Source organism: [Erwinia] mediterraneensis (assembly GCF_900604315.1).
Classification (GTDB): Bacteria; Pseudomonadota; Gammaproteobacteria; order Enterobacterales; family Enterobacteriaceae; genus Pantoea; species Pantoea mediterraneensis_A.
The window spans coordinates 130,985-146,457 of record NZ_LR026978.1 but is presented as its reverse complement, the minus strand read 5'-3'; the positions used below and the strand labels follow the sequence as shown (position 1 = coordinate 146,457).

Below are 15,473 nucleotides of genomic sequence, written 5' to 3'. Positions count from 1 at the left end.
TGATGGCCGTGATAACGTCTTTTTTCGCCATCAGGCTGAAACGATTCAATTTCAGCAAGCGAGGAGAAATATGTTCCAGCTCGATCTGCAAGCTATTCATACCGGTGTCCGCGCCGGCAACAAAGAAGAGGCGATCCGTCAGGTTGCCGCTGCGCTCGCCGCCGCAGGAAACGTCGGGGAAGGCTACGTTGACGGCATGCTGGCGCGCGAACAGCAGACCTCTACCTTCCTGGGCAATGGTATCGCCATTCCCCATGGCACGACGGAAACCCGCGATCTGGTGCTGAAAACCGGCGTTCAGGTTTTTCAGTTCCCGCAGGGCATCGCCTGGGGAGAGGATCAGACGGCCTATGTGGCGATCGGGATTGCGGCAAAGTCAGATGAGCATCTGGCGCTGCTGCGTCAGTTAACGCATGTATTGAGCGATGAAAGCATTGCGGAGCAGCTAAAAACCGCGTCAGCGGAAGAGCTGCGCGCGCTGCTGATGGGCGAAAAACAGGCGGCAGAGTTCCGGTTTGACACCTCATTAATCAGCGTGGGGGTGGCCGCCAGCGATCTGATGACGCTGCAGGCGCTGAACGCCGGCCGTCTGCAGAGCGCCGGTGCGGTAGACACCCGCTTCGTGGCCAGCGTGATCGCTAACGCGCCGCTCAGCCTGGGGCAGGGGATCTGGCTGAGTGACAGTCAGCTGGGCAACCTGAACAGCGCCGTAGCGATAAGCCGCGCGGCAGCACCCTTTGAGCATCAGGGTGAAGCGGTCAACATGCTGATAACCGTTGCGGCGGTGGATGAGCGTCCGCTGCAGGTGCTTGGCTATCTCAGCGATCTGCTGCAGGCGCAGAAGGCGCATCGTCTGCTGGAGGCGGATGCGGCTGGCATCCTGGCGCTGCTGACCAGCGTGGTCGATGAGCAGGCTGATGTGCTGACCGCAGAGTTTATTGTCCGTAACGAGCATGGGCTCCATGCGCGACCAGGTACCGCTCTGGTCAGCATTATCAAGCAATTCAACAGTGAGATCACCGTGACGAATCTGGACGGCAGCGGCAAAGCTGCCAACGGGCGCAGCCTGATGAAAGTGGTGGCGCTGGGCGTGAAAAAAGGTCACCGGCTGCGCTTTACCGCCAGCGGTGACGACGCCGCTCAGGCGCTGGCAGCTATTGAAGAAGCGATTAACAGCGGTCTGGGCGAGGGGGTTGCATGAGCAGACGCGTAGCTACTATTACCCTGAATCCGGCTTATGACCTGGTGGGTTTTACCCCGGAAATCGAGCGCGGCGAAGTGAATCTGGTGAAAACCGCTGGCCTGCATGCGGCGGGGAAAGGAATTAATGTTGCCCGGGTACTGAAAGATCTTGGCATAGATGTCACCGTTGGCGGCTTTCTGGGCAAAGAGAATCAGGACGGCTTTCAGCAGCTGTTCAGCGAGCTGGGCATAGCGAACCGTTTTCAGGTAGTACCGGGGCGTACCCGGATAAACGTCAAGCTGACCGAGAAAAGCGGTGATGTAACCGATTTCAATTTCTCCGGCTTTGAGGTCAGCGCGCAGGACTGGGAGCGATTTACCAGCGACTCGCTTACCTGGCTGGGACAGTTCGATATGGTCTGCGTCAGCGGCAGCCTGCCCGCCGGAGTCGATCCCGACGCCTTTACCCGCTGGATGCGCGACCTGCGTAGCCAGTGCCCCTGCATTATTTTTGACAGCAGCCGTGAAGCGCTGGTGGCTGGACTCAAAGCCGCCCCCTGGCTGGTGAAACCGAACCGTCGCGAGCTGGAGATCTGGGCGGGGCGTAAATTACCTGAGCTGCAGGATGTGATTGGCGCGGCGCACGAACTGCGTGAGCAGGGCATTGCTCATGTGGTGATCTCCCTTGGCGCGGAGGGCGCACTCTGGGTAAACGCCTCGGGCGAATGGATCGCCAAACCCCCCGCCTGCGAGGTGGTCAGCACCGTGGGTGCCGGAGACTCCATGGTCGGCGGACTGATTTATGGCCTGCTGATGCGTGAATCCAGTGAGCACACGTTGCGTCTGGCTACGGCGGTAGCGGCGATGGCGGTAAGCCAGAGCAACGTCGGCGTCAGCGATCGTACCCGGTTGGCCGCGATGATGGCGCGCGTCGACTTACAACCCGTTAACTGACAGCAGGAGAGGCATAATGAAAACGCTGCTGAAGATAGATCCTTCACTGGGGCTGGCCTCCGGTTATATGGCAAAACAGCGCATGATCGCGGCGGCAGAGAAAGCCGGGCTCACGCTTACCGATAATCCTGAGGCGGCAGAGCTGGTGGTGGTCGCCGGGAACAACGTGCCAGAGGACGCCGCCCTGAACGGGAAAGCGCTCTGGCTGGGCGAGGTGCAGGAGGCGCTGCGCGATGCGGAAAATTTCCTGCGGCGCGCTCAGGCCGAAGCCAAACCCTGGCAGCCAGCCGCCCCGTCGGCGGCGGCACCGGCCACCACCGGCCCGCAAAGCGGACAGAAACGTCTGGTGGCGGTCACCGCCTGTCCTACCGGCGTGGCGCACACTTTTATGGCCGCAGAAGCTATTCAGGCGGAAGCCACGAAGCGTGGCTGGTGGGTGAAAGTGGAAACGCGCGGCTCGGTAGGCGCGGGCAACGCCATTACCCCGGAAGAGGTTGCGGCGGCGGATCTGGTTATCGTGGCGGCAGATATTGAGGTCGATCTCGCGAAATTTGCCGGTAAGCCGATGTATCGCACCTCAACCGGCCTGGCGCTGAAGAAAACGGCGCAGGAGCTGGATAAAGCGGTGGTGGAAGCGAAGCCGTTCCAGACCTCTGGCGCAGCGTCGGCCGGACAGGATGAGAAAAAACAGCGTGCCGGTGCCTATCGTCACCTGTTAACCGGCGTCTCTTATATGCTGCCGATGGTGGTGGCGGGTGGTCTGAGCATTGCGCTCTCCTTCGCCTTTGGTATTACCGCCTTTAAGGAAGAGGGCACCCTGGCTGCGGCGCTGATGCAGATTGGCGGCGGCAGCGCCTTTGCGCTGATGGTGCCGGTGCTGGCGGGCTTTATCGCCTTCTCCATTGCCGATCGTCCCGGCCTGACGCCTGGCCTGATTGGCGGCATGATCGCCACCTCGATCAATGCCGGTTTCCTTGGCGGAATTATTGCCGGTTTCATTGCCGGTTATGCGGCGAAGGCGATCAGCAGTCGACTGAAACTGCCGCAGAGTATGGAGGCGCTGAAACCGATCCTGATTATTCCGCTGCTTGCCAGCCTGATCACCGGCCTGCTGATGATCTACGTAGTGGGCAAACCGGTGGCGGGCATTATGAGCGGTCTGACGCACTGGCTGAGCAATATGGGCACGGCGAATGCGGTACTGCTGGGCGCTATTCTGGGCGGCATGATGTGCACCGATATGGGCGGGCCGCTCAACAAAGTCGCTTACGCCTTTGGGGTAGGATTGCTGAGTTCGCAAACCTATGCGCCGATGGCCGCGATTATGGCGGCGGGCATGGTGCCTCCGCTGGCGATGGGGCTGGCAACGCTGGTAGCACGGCGTAAGTTCAATAAAGGCCAGCAGGAAGGGGGCAAAGCGGCGCTGGTGCTGGGGCTGTGCTTTATCTCCGAAGGGGCGATTCCCTTTGCTGCACGGGATCCGATGCGCGTGCTGCCATGCTGTATTGTCGGCGGCGCAGTAACCGGCGCTATCTCGATGGTTATTGGTGCGCAGCTGATGGCTCCGCATGGCGGACTGTTCGTACTGTTAATTCCGGGAGCGATTACGCCAGTACTGGGGTATCTGCTGGCAATTATTGTCGGCACGGCGCTGGCCGGTTTTGGCTACGCCATCCTGAAACGGCCGGAAGAGGAACTGGCTACAGCCTGATGCCGTCAGTGGCCGCTGGCTGAACAACCGCGCTCGCCAGTCAGGGCGCAGCTTAAAAGGGTTCATGCCAGGCATGAACCCTTTTTTATTGCTGACAGCCGGACGACGTTGCCGTCAGCAAGCTAACCCGTGAGAAAGATGTGTTGATTATAAGGGCGGGAGGTCTTTCTCTTTCATCACCGCTTTCGCCGGGGCAGAGGCAAAAAACGGGATAAAAGCCTGCGCCAGGCTAAAAAGGGTTCCTGCGGAACCCTTATTACGCTAGTTTATTCAGGCGACCTGCTGCGCCTTCAGCCAGGCGATTTCATCTTTCCAGATATCAGGATTGATAGTTTCCAGAATCATCGGAATGCCGTCGAAACGCGCATCTTTCATCATCCAGCTGAAGACCGTGGTGCCGATATTGCCTTCACCCAGGCTGTGATGGCGATCCACGCGACTGCCGAAGGCGCTTTTCGCATCGTTAAGATGCATACCGCGCAGATAACGAAAGCCCACGACCCGCTCAAACTCGGCAAAGGTGGCTTCACAGTCCGCTTCGCTACGCAGATCGTAACCGCCGGCAAAGGTGTGGCAGGTATCGATACAGACGCCAACGCGTGATTTATCTTCCACATATTCAATAATGGTGGCGAGATGCTCAAAGCGAAAACCGAGGTTGCTGCCCTGACCGGCGGTGTTTTCGATCACTGCGGTAACGTTACGGGTTTTATCCAGTGCAATATTCACCGACTCCGCGATACGCTTCAGGCAGGTCTCTTCATCAATCTGTTTTAAATGGCTGCCGGGATGAAAATTGAGCAGTGTCAGACCGAGCTGGTCGGCGCGCTGGAGTTCATCAATAAAGGCGGCGCGGGATTTTTCCAGCGCCTCCGCTTCCGGATGACCCAGATTAATCAGAAAGCTGTCGTGCGGCAGGATCTGCTGTGGGCCATAGCCATATTTTTCACAGGCGTTGCGGAAAGCTGCAATGACGTCAGCTGTTAACGGGGCCGCACGCCACTGACGCTGATTTTTGGTGAACAGGGCAAAGGCGGTGGCTTCCAGTTCATGGGCGCGAATGACCGCCTGGTCTACGCCGCCTGACGCGCTGACATGGGCGCCGATATATTTCATGCCGCTTCTCCTGATAGGCTCGACTCAAATGCAAGCCGTGCATCATACCCGATGCCTTCAGCCCATGAAATGCTGAACCAGCAGATTGATCGCGCCGCCGCCCAGCACCAGCCAGAGAAAAATCAACAGCCCGAGCAGCAGCGGTTTGACCCCGGCCTGCTTCAGGGCGCTGAAGCGGGTAGTCAGGCCGAGGGCGGCCATCGCCATCGCCAGCAGCAGATTATCCAGCTGCGCGATCAGGTGAACCAGCGACAGCGGCAACAGTTGCAACGAATTGAACAGGGCGACCAGAATAAACAGCAGGGCAAACCAGGGAAAGGCGATGCGCGACGGCCGCGCGCGCTGTTGTCGACTGTCACGGCGCAGCCAGGCACCGAGCAGCAGCAGAAAAGGTGCCAGCATCATCACGCGCAGCATTTTGGCAATTACCGCGGCGTTTTCCGTTTCGGCGCTGATCGCGTGACCGGTTGCGACCGCCTGCGCCACTTCGTGCAGGGTCGAACCGGTATAGATGCCAAACTGCGTGGCCGTCAGGCCTGGAAAAAGCAGATGGGCCAGCGGCCAGAGCAGAGGATAGCTAAAGGTCGCCAGCGTGCCGAACAGCACCACGGTGGCGATGGCCACGGCGACCTTTGACGGCGCGGCTTTGAGCAGCGGCTCGGTAGCGAGCACCGCGGCGGCGCCACAGATGCTGCTGCCAGCGCCAATCAGCCAGACGCTGTCCCGATCCAGACGCAACAGCCGGCCGCCCAGCAGGCAGGTGAGCAGAAAGGTACTGCTGAGGATCAGAGCATCGATCACCACACCGCTCCAGCCGACGTCGGCGATTTGTTGCAGCGTAATGCGAAAGCCGTACAGCACGATCCCCAGCCGCAGCAGGCGCTGCTTTGCCAGCTGCACGCCCCCATCGCAGGCCGGGGCGAGGGCCGGATAACCGCTGTTTCCGGCCAGCATGCCCAGCGCCAGGGACAGCGTCAGCGCGCCCAGTCCCAGCTGCGACAACAGGGGGTGCTGCGCCAGCTGCGCGGCCAGGCTGGCGATAGCGCCGCACAGCAGCAAGCCAGGCAGCCAGTGACGCAGGGGAACAGCGGGTTTTGTGACATTGAGCTCAGCCATGATGATCTCCTTCTTGTATGGAGATAGCCTGCATGGCGCTGGTATAAAAGTGAAATTGATAATATATTTATTATTAACCAGAATAACAGGTAAGGGAGGATCCATGCTATTTACGCGTCTGCGCCGTTGGGCCACGCTGGTTAAAAAAGATGTGCTGACGCTGTGGTTCGCCTGCCGCGATCCCCGCACGCCCTGGTGGTATAAACTGCTGGCGGTGGGGCTGGTGGCCTATGCCCTGAGCCCCATTGATCTCATCCCCGACGTGATTCCCATTCTCGGTCTGCTGGATGATGCCATCCTGATTCCGCTTGGCGTGATGATCCTGCTGCGTTTGTTGCCGCGTGAGGTGCGTATCAGCAGCGCCGAACGGGCAGAGGTGCAGCGGGCACGCGGCAAAACCGTGGTGAGTTACGCCGGGTTAATGCTAATGCTGTTTATCTGGCTTGCCGTGATTGTCTGGCTCATCAACCACTACGCCCTGTAAGGATCGTCGATGCATATTACGCTGCGTCAAATAGAAGTCTTCACCGAGGTGCTGAAAAGCGGCTCTACTACTCAGGCGTCACAGATCCTGGCGTTATCGCAGTCAGCGGTAAGCGCCGCGCTGGCGGATCTGGAGAATCAGTTGGGGGTGCAGCTGTTTGACCGCGTGGGCAAGCGGCTGATGCTGAACGAACATGGGCGGTTGCTCTATCCGCGCGCTATCGGTCTGCTGGAGCAGGCGAGTGAAATCGAGCAGCTGTTTAAGGAGGATAACGCAGCGATCCGCATCAGCGCCAGCAGTACCATCGGCAACTATTTGCTGCCCGGCATGATCGCGCGTTACCGCCGCGATTTTCCCGGCCTGCCGCTTGAGCTGAGCGTCGGCAACAGTCAGGATGTGATTAATGCGGTGGCCGATTTCCGCGTCGATGTCGGGTTAATCGAAGGGCCCTGCCATATGACCGAACTGGTGAGCGAGCCCTGGCTGGAGGATGAGCTGGTGGTGTTTGCTGCCCCGGACGCGTCGATTCTGCAACAGCCGGTGACGCTGGAGACGCTGGCGGCGGCCTCCTGGATCCTGCGCGAGCGCGGCTCCGGCACGCGGGAAATTGTCGATTACCTGCTGCTCTCCCATCTGCCGCAGTTTCATCTCGGCATTGAGCTGGGTAACTCTGAAGCGATTAAACATGCGGTGCGCCACGGTATGGGCATCAGCTGCCTGTCGCGCCGGGTGATCGCCGATCTGCTGGAGACCGGCAGGCTGGTGGAAGTGCCGCTGCCGTTGCCACGCCTGTCACGCACGCTGTATCGCATTCATCATCGTCAGAAGCATATCTCCAAAGCGCTGAACCGTTTTCTCACCTACTGTCGTGAATAGCGGCGATTATCCGGCTAACCTCTTATAATCCTGGCGGGATCATGAAGGTAACTTATAACAAGGCGCAAATGCTATACAGCCCGGGGTAAGCTGCTACAATCTCGCCTCATTTTTATCCGGCATAGCGTTTACACATGCATAATGACTCAAAAACAACACAACAACCTGCGTTACGACGCGCGTTAAAGGCCCGCCATCTGACGATGATCGCCATTGGCGGATCCATCGGTACGGGTCTGTTTGTGGCCTCCGGCGCCACCATTTCTCAGGCCGGACCGGGCGGGGCGCTGCTCTCCTATGCGCTGATTGGCCTGATGGTCTATTTCCTGATGACCAGCCTCGGCGAGCTGGCTGCCTTTATGCCGGTCTCCGGCTCTTTTGCGACTTACGGCGCTAAATATGTGGAAGAGGGCTTCGGCTTCGCCCTGGGCTGGAACTACTGGTACAACTGGGCGGTGACCATCGCCGTGGACCTGGTCGCCTCGCAGCTGGTGATGGGCTACTGGTTTCCCGATGCGCCCGGCTGGATCTGGAGCGCTCTGTTCCTGGCGCTGATGTTCCTGCTGAATTACATCTCGGTAAAAGGTTTTGGCGAGGCGGAGTACTGGTTCTCGCTGATCAAAGTCGCTACCGTGATTATTTTTATCGTCGTCGGCGTGCTGATGATCACCGGCATTCTGCGCGGTGCGGAACATGCAGGCTGGCACAACTGGCAGGTGGGCGAAGCGCCTTTCGCTGGCGGCTTTGCTGCAATGATTGGCGTGGCGATGATCGTCGGCTTCTCGTTCCAGGGCACTGAGCTGATTGGTATCGCGGCGGGCGAGTCCGAAGATCCGGCAAAAAACATTCCGCGTGCGGTGCGTCAGGTGTTCTGGCGTATTCTGCTGTTCTATATTTTCGCCATCCTGATTATCAGCCTGATTCTGCCCTATACCGATCCCAAGCTGCTGCACAATGATGTCACCGATATCAGCGTCAGTCCGTTCACGCTGGTCTTCCAGAACGCGGGTCTGCTCTCGGCGGCGGCGGTGATGAATGCGGTGATCCTGACGGCGGTGCTGTCGGCGGGGAACTCCGGTATGTATGCCTCAACGCGCATGCTGTTTAACCTCGCGCAGGAAGGCAAAGCGCCGCGCATTTTTGCCCGACTCTCGGCGGGCGGCGTGCCGCGTAATGCGCTGATCGCTACCACGGTGGTAGCAGGGCTCTGCTTCCTGACCTCGAAATTCGGTAATCAGGATGTCTATCTCTGGCTGCTGAACACCTCAGGGATGACCGGTTTTATTGCCTGGTTAGGTATTGCCATCAGCCATTATCGTTTCCGTCGCGGCTATGTGGCGCAGGGAAACAGTCTGAGCGATCTGCCGTACCGTTCCGGCTTCTTCCCGCTGGGACCGATTTTCGCCTTTGTGCTCTGTCTGATTATTACCCTCGGCCAGAACTATCAGGCGTTTCTCGCCGATCGTATCGACTGGTATGGGGTAGCGGCCACCTATATCGGCATCCCGCTGTTTCTGATTATCTGGTTTGGCTACAAGCTGGCGCGCGGCACCCGTTTCGTGAAGTACAGCGACATGGAGTTCCCGCGTTTTAAAGGCTGAAGATATGATAAGAAAAGCGCGGTCAAATGACCGCGCTTTTTTTTCGCTGGCGTAATATCAGACCAGCAGATGGCGGGCATGAAAGCGCAGGTGATCTTCCACAAAGCTGGCGATAAAAAAGTAGCTGTGGTCGTAACCTGGCTGAATGCGCAGCGTCAGCGGGAAGCCGCTTTCGCTGGCCGCCGCTTCCAGGCGCTCCGGCTGCAGCTGATCGGAAAGAAACTGATCGCTGTCGCCCTGGTCAATCAGCATCGGCAGGCGGTGCTGTACCTCGCGAATCAGATGGCAGCTGTCCCAGGCGCGCCAGCGGTGACGATCTTCGCCCAGATAGGCCTGGAACGCCTTCTGTCCCCAGGGCACTTCGCACGGATTGACGATAGGCGCAAAGGCGGAGACCGAAGCAAAGCGGTTCGGCAGGCGCAGCGCCAGCATCAGCGCGCCATGACCGCCCATTGAATGTCCCATGATCGCCTGACGCTCGCTCACCTTGAAGTTATCCTGAATCAGCGCCGGCAACTCCTCGCTGAGATAGTCAAACATACGGTAGTGCGTCGACCAGGGCTCGCGGGTGGCGTTGAGATAAAACCCCGCGCCCTGGCCCAGATCGTAACTCTCATCATTAGGCACCTGATCGCCGCGCGGGCTGGTGTCCGGCATAATCAGCACCAGCCCCAGTTCGGCGGCCACGCGCTGCGCGCCCGCTTTGGTGGTGAAATTTTCATCGGTGCAGGTCAGGCCGGCGAGAAACCAGACCGCTGGCGGCGGCGTATCGCCGCCCGGATTGGGCAGGAAAATGCCAAAGGTCATCGGGCAGCCCAGGACCTCCGACTGATGCCGCCAGCGCTGTTGCCAGCCGCCAAACATGCGATGTTCTTCCAGTAATTCCAGCGTGGAAGCCATGGCTCCTCCTGCTTATTTGGTGAAATGGATCACGGAGCGGATCGATTTACCTTCATGCATCAGGTCAAAGGCGTTGTTAATCTCTTCCAGCGGCATGGTATGGGTGATGAAATCGTTCAGGGCGAACTTGCCGTCGAGATAATCCTGCACGATACCCGGCAGCTGCGAGCGACCTTTCACGCCGCCAAAGGCGGAACCGCGCCAGACGCGACCGGTTACCAGCTGGAACGGACGGGTAGAAATCTCTTTGCCTGCACCCGCGACGCCGATAATCACCGACTCGCCCCAGCCTTTATGACAGCACTCCAGCGCCGAACGCATCACGTTGACGTTACCGATACACTCAAAAGAGAAATCGACACCGCCGTCGGTTAACTCAACAATTACTTCCTGAATCGGTTTGTCGTAATCGTTGGGGTTGATCAGATCGGTGGCTCCCAGCTTGCGCGCCAGGTCAAACTTACTGGTATTGATGTCGATGCCGATAATGCGGCCCGCTTTCGCCATCTGCGCACCGATAATCGCCGACAGGCCAATGCCGCCAAGGCCGAAAATCGCGACCGTGTCGCCTTCTTTCACTTTGGCGGTGTTCATCACGGCGCCCATACCGGTGGTGACGCCGCAACCGAGCAGGCAGACTTCTTCCAGCGGCGCTTCTTTACTGATTTTCGCCAGCGAAATTTCCGGCACTACGGTGTATTCAGAGAAGGTGGAGGTGCCCATATAGTGGAAAATCGGTTTGCCATCCTTGAAGAAACGGGTGGTGCCGTCCGGCATCAATCCTTTCCCCTGCGTGGTCCGAATCGCCTGACACAGGTTGGTTTTGCCGGAGAGACAGAATTTACATTTACCGCATTCGGGGGTGTAAAGCGGGATCACATGATCGCCAGGTGCCACGCTGGTAACGCCTTCACCCACTGCTTCCACGATACCGCCACCTTCATGGCCGAGAATCGCCGGGAAAACGCCTTCCGGATCTTTGCCCGACAGGGTGTAGGCATCGGTATGGCACACGCCGGTCGCTACAATGCGCACCAGCACTTCGCCTTTCTGGGGCGGCATCAGATCCACTTCTTCAATTTTCAGCGGCTCGCCAGCGGCCCAGGCAACGGCAGCGCGGGTTTTGATCATATTCATGGTGTCCCTCTTATTGTTTCAGGAGTGGGCAGCACAGGCTGCTGTCTCCGGGTGATGGTGTGTAAAGATAAAAATAGCGCGTAAGTGGTCACTTTGACTGCGTTTTTTGCGTCAACGCTGCCTCTTCTGGCAGTTCGCTGTCGGCGAACTGTTCAATAATCAGGTACTTCAATGCCTCTACGTTGGGCGTAAAGGCGTCGCGCCGCCACAGTAGCCAGGTGGCGGTATCGTGGTACTGCGGCGGCAACGCATGGGTTTGCACGCGGTGCCGATCCGGCATTTGCGCCAGCACTGAGGCCGGGATCATCGCCACTCCCGCGCCGGCCGCCACGCAGGCCAGCATGGCGTGGTAAGACTGAATTTCCATCACGCTGTCGGGCTGGGTTTGGCTGTCGCGGTACCAGGCCTCCAGCTTGAGGCGATAGGAGCAGCTGTTGCGAAAGGCGAACAGGGTATCGCCAGCAGCATCGCGCGCGCTGCGAATCGGCGCATGATCCAGACTGGTGATCAGCACCATCTCTTCGCGAAAGGCGATACAGCCGTGGATTTCATCGTAGTGCGCCGGGCCGTCCACCAGCGCGGCCGCCAGCGTGCCTTCGCGCACCCGGTCAATAATTTCTCCGGAGGTGCCGGTAATCAGCGAAAGGGAAACCGCCGGATAGCGCTGATGGTAAGCGGCCAGCAGGGCGGGCAGGCGCGTCGCCGCTGTGCTCTCCATCGATCCCAGCGCAAAATTGCCTGCCGGTTCACCGGTACGCGTCAGGCTCAGCGCCTCGTCGCTCAGCGCGAGGATGCGTTGGGCATAGTTGAGAAAGTTATGCCCCATCGGCGACAGACGCAGGCGCTGTTTCTCGCGAATAAACAGGTCGACCCCCAGTTCTTCTTCGAGCTGGCGGAGACGGGTGGTCAGGTTGGAAGGAACGCGGTGCAGTTGTTCCGCTGCGCGTGCCAGCGAACCGGTTTCGGCCACGGAACAGAACATACGTAACTGGACTAAATCCATCTATTCTTTTCTCGTAAACAACTTGTGGGTGATTATTCACATTCTGTGAGTTTAACCGCCTGCCCGTCGCCAGGCAAGGGGAAAGCGTTTAACCCCAGATGCGCTGCTGCCAGGCATCATGAAAAGCTTTCGCGCCAATCAGATTGATTGCTGGATTACCTGCGCAGAGTGTTTCACAATACAGCCTCAGAACTACTGCCCGCTGGTCTGTCCGGCGGGTGCATCACCTGTCGGAGAGAAAAAGAGATGACCATCCTTAGTCAGGAAGCCGCCCTGGTTCATGAAACACTGCTGGCGCGTGGCCTGGAAACCCCGCTACGTGCGCCTGCGCGTGACATGGACGACGAAACCCGCAAGCGCCTGATTGCCAGCCATATGACCGAGGTGATGCAGCTACTGAATCTCGATCTGGAAGATGACAGCCTGATGGAAACACCGCATCGCATCGCCAAAATGTATGTGAATGAAATTTTCTCCGGCCTCGATTACGCGAATTTCCCGAAAATCACCCTGATTGAAAACAAAATGAAGGTGGATGAGATGGTAACGGTACGGGATATCACCCTGACCAGTACCTGTGAACACCATTTTGTCACTATTGATGGCAAAGCCACCGTCGCCTATATCCCGAAAGAGAAAGTGATCGGCCTTTCCAAAATTAACCGTATCGTGCAGTTCTTCGCTCAGCGTCCACAGGTGCAGGAGCGTCTGACGCAGCAGATCCTTATTGCCCTGCAAACCCTGCTCGGCACCAGCAACGTGGCGGTCTCTATCGACGCGGTGCACTACTGTGTCAAGGCGCGCGGTATCCAGGATGCTACCAGCGCCACCACCACCACCTCGCTGGGCGGCCTGTTTAAATCGAGCCAGAATACCCGTCAGGAATTCCTGCGCGCGGTACGCCACAACTAAGCACGTACTTTCCGGGCGATCCCCTGTCGCCCGTTTTCACTGAAACAGGATGCTGCATGCAACGCTATCTTGCGCTGGATTTCATTCGTGGTTGTGCCGTTCTCGGTATCCTGTTACTTAATATTGTCGGTTTCGGTCTGCCCGCCGCCGCCTATCTGAATCCCGCCTGGCAAGGCCAGATCACCGCGGCTGATGCCTGGACATGGGGCATCATGGATACGCTGGCGCAGCTGAAATTCCTCACCCTGTTTGCGCTATTGTTTGGTGGCGGGCTGCAGCTGCAGTTGCCGCGTGGCTCGCGCTGGCTGAGCGCCCGTCTCACCTGGCTGGTGCTGTTTGGTCTTATTCATACCCTTTTCTTCTGGGAAGGGGATATCCTGCTGGATTACGGCATCATCGGTCTGATTGCCTGGCGGGTGATACGCGATGTGCCCTCGACGCGATCGCTGCTGCAGACCGGCATACTACTTTATCTGACCGGCTGCGGCGTGCTGCTGGTGTTTGGTATGATCTCCAGCCCCTATGGCGGCAGCGGGTGGCTGCCGGGCGCGACAGAACTGGCGCTGGAGCGCGACTGGAAGCTGAACGGCGGCTGGCAGGCCTTTCAGCAGCGTCTTGATCAGCTCGCTTCCGGCCTGATGGCGCTGGCGTCGCAATATGGCTGGCAGCTGGCCGGGCTGATGATGATCGGCGCGGCTCTGATGCGCAACGGCTGGCTGAAAGGGGAGTTTAGTCCGCAGCACTACCGACGCAGTGCGCTGCTGCTGCTGACGCTGGGCTGGTTGATCGCCGTGCCTGGCGTTATCGCCCAGTGGCAGCTGGAGTGGGCGTTTCGCTGGAGCGGGTTCTTTTTGCAGGTGCCGCGCGATCTCTCCAGTCCTTTTATCAGCCTGGGTTATGCGGCGATCTGCTTTGCCTGGTGGCCGCAGATTGCCCGCTGGCGCATCAGCTATGCGATACAGTGCGTGGGACGCATGGCGCTGACCAACTATCTGCTGCAGACGCTGATCTGCACCACGCTGTTCTACCGCTTCCAGCTGTTCCTGCATTTTGATCGCCTGACGCTGCTTGTCTTTGTACCGGCTATCTGGCTGGTCAACCTGCTTTTCTCGGTGATCTGGCTGCGCTATTTCCCGCAGGGGCCGCTGGAGTGGCTGTGGCGCTGGCTGACACAGCATTCCGCTGGAACGACCCGCGATAACGCCCCCCTCAGATGATGACCTCCATCACAAAGGTCACATAATTGTATGTAACCGTTTTCATTCGTGTGACCTGTTTCACGCTGTGCAGTTGATGCGCCTGACAAAATAGCGCTCATTATCTTATCAGGCGCTACGCGCATTTTTCCTCTGTGGAACAATTGCATGATAACAATTCGTGATGTAGCTCGTCAGGCGGGCGTGTCGGTAGCGACCGTCTCGCGCGTACTGAACAACAGCAGTGTCGTCACGCCGGAAACCCGTGAAGTCGTCCTGCAAGCTGTTGAATCTCTCGGATATCGCCCAAATGCCAACGCGCAGGCGCTGGCTACTCAGGTCAGTGACACCATTGGCGTGGTGGTGATGGATGTGTCCGATCCCTTCTTTGGCGCGCTGGTAAAAGCAGTGGATACCGTGGCTCAGCGCATGCAAAAACATGTTCTTATCAGTAACTCCTGGCATCAGGAGGAGAAAGAGCGTCACGCTATCGAGGTTCTGATGCGTCAGCGCTGTAACGCGCTGGTAGTGCATGCCAAAACCCTTTCTGACGCGGAGCTGGCTGATTTTATGGAGCAGGTGCCCGGTATGGTGCTGATTAACCGCAGCGTGCCCGGCTATGAACATCGCTGCGTCTGTCTGGATAACGTCACCGGTTCGCTGATGGCGACCCGCATGCTGCTGCAGCAGGGACATCAGCGTATCGGTTATCTTTGTTCGGCGCATGCGATTGAAGATGCCGACCAGCGGCGCACCGGCTGGTTGCAGGCGCTGGCGGAGCAGGGCATTACGCCGCCGGAGGGCTGGATTGCCAGCGCCGAGCCCGATATGCAGGGCGGTGAAGCGGCAATGGTGGAGTTGCTCGGGCGCAACCTGCATTTAACGGCGGTATTTACCTATAACGATGGCATGGCGGCGGGTGCGCTGACAGCCTTAAAGGATAACGGCATTCAGGTGCCACAGCATTTTTCTGTCATCGGCTTTGATGATATTCCCATTTCACGTTATACCGATCCGCAACTGACCACCATCCGTTATCCTATTGTTTCTATGGCAAAACTGGCCACCGAACTGGCGCTGAAAGGCGCGGCGGGACAGCTGGATCCTGACGCCAGCCACTGCTTTATGCCGACACTGGTACGTCGCCATTCCGTGGCAGCCCGGCAAAATGTGGAGTTGGTCACTAATTCAGGCGATTCCTCCATGTAACCGTTTTCAATCTGTGATTACATTCACAGTTAATTAACAGGGCGCTCTCTATGATGACAGCATCTTACCGGACTGA

Annotated in this window: 14 protein-coding genes; 9 read left to right on the top strand and 5 right to left on the bottom strand. The window is 58.4% G+C overall.

Translation table 11 applies throughout. The features are described from left to right. Positions 1-70: 70 nt before the first annotated feature. From fruB to fruA, 3 genes are read left to right on the top strand one after another with little or no spacing between them, the layout of a single operon-like run. Positions 71-1,201, top strand: a complete 1,131-nt coding sequence (gene fruB / locus E0E17_RS00610; RefSeq protein WP_130830807.1) for a fused PTS fructose transporter subunit IIA/HPr protein — start codon at positions 71-73, stop codon at positions 1,199-1,201. Continuing rightward, positions 1,198-2,136, top strand: coding sequence for a 1-phosphofructokinase (gene fruK / locus E0E17_RS00605; protein ID WP_130830806.1), 939 nt, complete (start codon positions 1,198-1,200; stop codon positions 2,134-2,136). The genes fruB and fruK overlap by 4 nt, the downstream gene beginning before the upstream one ends. A gap of 16 nt (positions 2,137-2,152) precedes the next feature. Further along, positions 2,153-3,847 carry a PTS fructose transporter subunit IIBC gene (fruA, locus tag E0E17_RS00600; RefSeq protein ID WP_130830805.1) on the top strand — a complete coding sequence of 565 codons (1,695 nt, stop codon included), beginning with the start codon at positions 2,153-2,155 and terminating at the stop codon, positions 3,845-3,847. A gap of 270 nt (positions 3,848-4,117) precedes the next feature. Here the strand turns inward: fruA and nfo are convergent, their stop codons facing one another. Both nfo and E0E17_RS00590 read right to left on the bottom strand, forming a co-directional pair. After that, positions 4,118-4,963 carry a deoxyribonuclease IV gene (nfo, locus tag E0E17_RS00595; protein WP_130830804.1) on the bottom strand — a complete coding sequence of 282 codons (846 nt, stop codon included), beginning with the start codon at positions 4,961-4,963 and terminating at the stop codon, positions 4,118-4,120. 57 nt (positions 4,964-5,020) lie between these two features. Next, positions 5,021-6,079 (bottom strand): YeiH family putative sulfate export transporter, encoded by a 1,059-nt coding sequence (locus E0E17_RS00590; protein ID WP_130830803.1) that lies wholly within the window; start codon positions 6,077-6,079, stop codon positions 5,021-5,023. Positions 6,080-6,182: 103 nt separating this feature from the next. Here E0E17_RS00590 and E0E17_RS00585 point away from each other — a divergent pair, with 103 nt between their 5' ends. The 3 genes from E0E17_RS00585 (at position 6,183) to E0E17_RS00575 (ending at position 9,040) form a co-directional block, all read left to right on the top strand. Further along, on the top strand, positions 6,183-6,563 hold the full coding sequence (locus E0E17_RS00585) for a YkvA family protein (protein WP_130830802.1): 381 nt from the start codon (positions 6,183-6,185) through the stop codon (positions 6,561-6,563). A 9-nt stretch (positions 6,564-6,572) separates the two neighbouring features. Then, entirely contained in the window at positions 6,573-7,439 is an 867-nt protein-coding gene (gene yieE, locus E0E17_RS00580; RefSeq protein ID WP_130830801.1) for a DNA-binding transcriptional regulator YeiE, read from the top strand. Positions 7,440-7,573: 134 nt separating this feature from the next. After that, positions 7,574-9,040, top strand: coding sequence for an amino acid permease (locus tag E0E17_RS00575; protein WP_130830800.1), 1,467 nt, complete (start codon positions 7,574-7,576; stop codon positions 9,038-9,040). Positions 9,041-9,097: 57 nt separating this feature from the next. Here E0E17_RS00575 and fghA read toward each other — a convergent pair whose 3' ends face one another. The 3 genes from fghA to ptrR form a co-directional block, all read right to left on the bottom strand. Further along, positions 9,098-9,940: an S-formylglutathione hydrolase gene (gene fghA / locus E0E17_RS00570; RefSeq protein WP_130830799.1), complete on the bottom strand. Its 843-nt coding sequence runs from the start codon at positions 9,938-9,940 to the stop codon at positions 9,098-9,100. 12 nt (positions 9,941-9,952) lie between these two features. Beyond that, positions 9,953-11,077, bottom strand: coding sequence for an S-(hydroxymethyl)glutathione dehydrogenase/class III alcohol dehydrogenase (locus E0E17_RS00565; RefSeq protein ID WP_130830798.1), 1,125 nt, complete (start codon positions 11,075-11,077; stop codon positions 9,953-9,955). Positions 11,078-11,165: 88 nt separating this feature from the next. Then, complete coding sequence (gene ptrR / locus E0E17_RS00560) at positions 11,166-12,080, bottom strand: putrescine utilization regulator PtrR (RefSeq protein ID WP_130830797.1); 915 nt, start codon at positions 12,078-12,080, stop codon at positions 11,166-11,168. Positions 12,081-12,326: 246 nt separating this feature from the next. On the opposite strand from ptrR, the gene folE reads away from it, so the two are divergent. The 3 genes from folE (at position 12,327) to galS (ending at position 15,397) form a co-directional block, all read left to right on the top strand. Continuing rightward, positions 12,327-12,992 (top strand): GTP cyclohydrolase I FolE, encoded by a 666-nt coding sequence (gene folE / locus E0E17_RS00555; protein WP_130830796.1) that lies wholly within the window; start codon positions 12,327-12,329, stop codon positions 12,990-12,992. A 56-nt stretch (positions 12,993-13,048) separates the two neighbouring features. Further along, entirely contained in the window at positions 13,049-14,209 is a 1,161-nt protein-coding gene (yeiB, locus tag E0E17_RS00550) for a DUF418 domain-containing protein YeiB (protein WP_130830795.1), read from the top strand. 147 nt (positions 14,210-14,356) lie between these two features. Then, positions 14,357-15,397, top strand: coding sequence for an HTH-type transcriptional regulator GalS (gene galS, locus E0E17_RS00545; protein ID WP_130830794.1), 1,041 nt, complete (start codon positions 14,357-14,359; stop codon positions 15,395-15,397). The last annotated feature ends 76 nt before the right edge of the window (positions 15,398-15,473 follow it).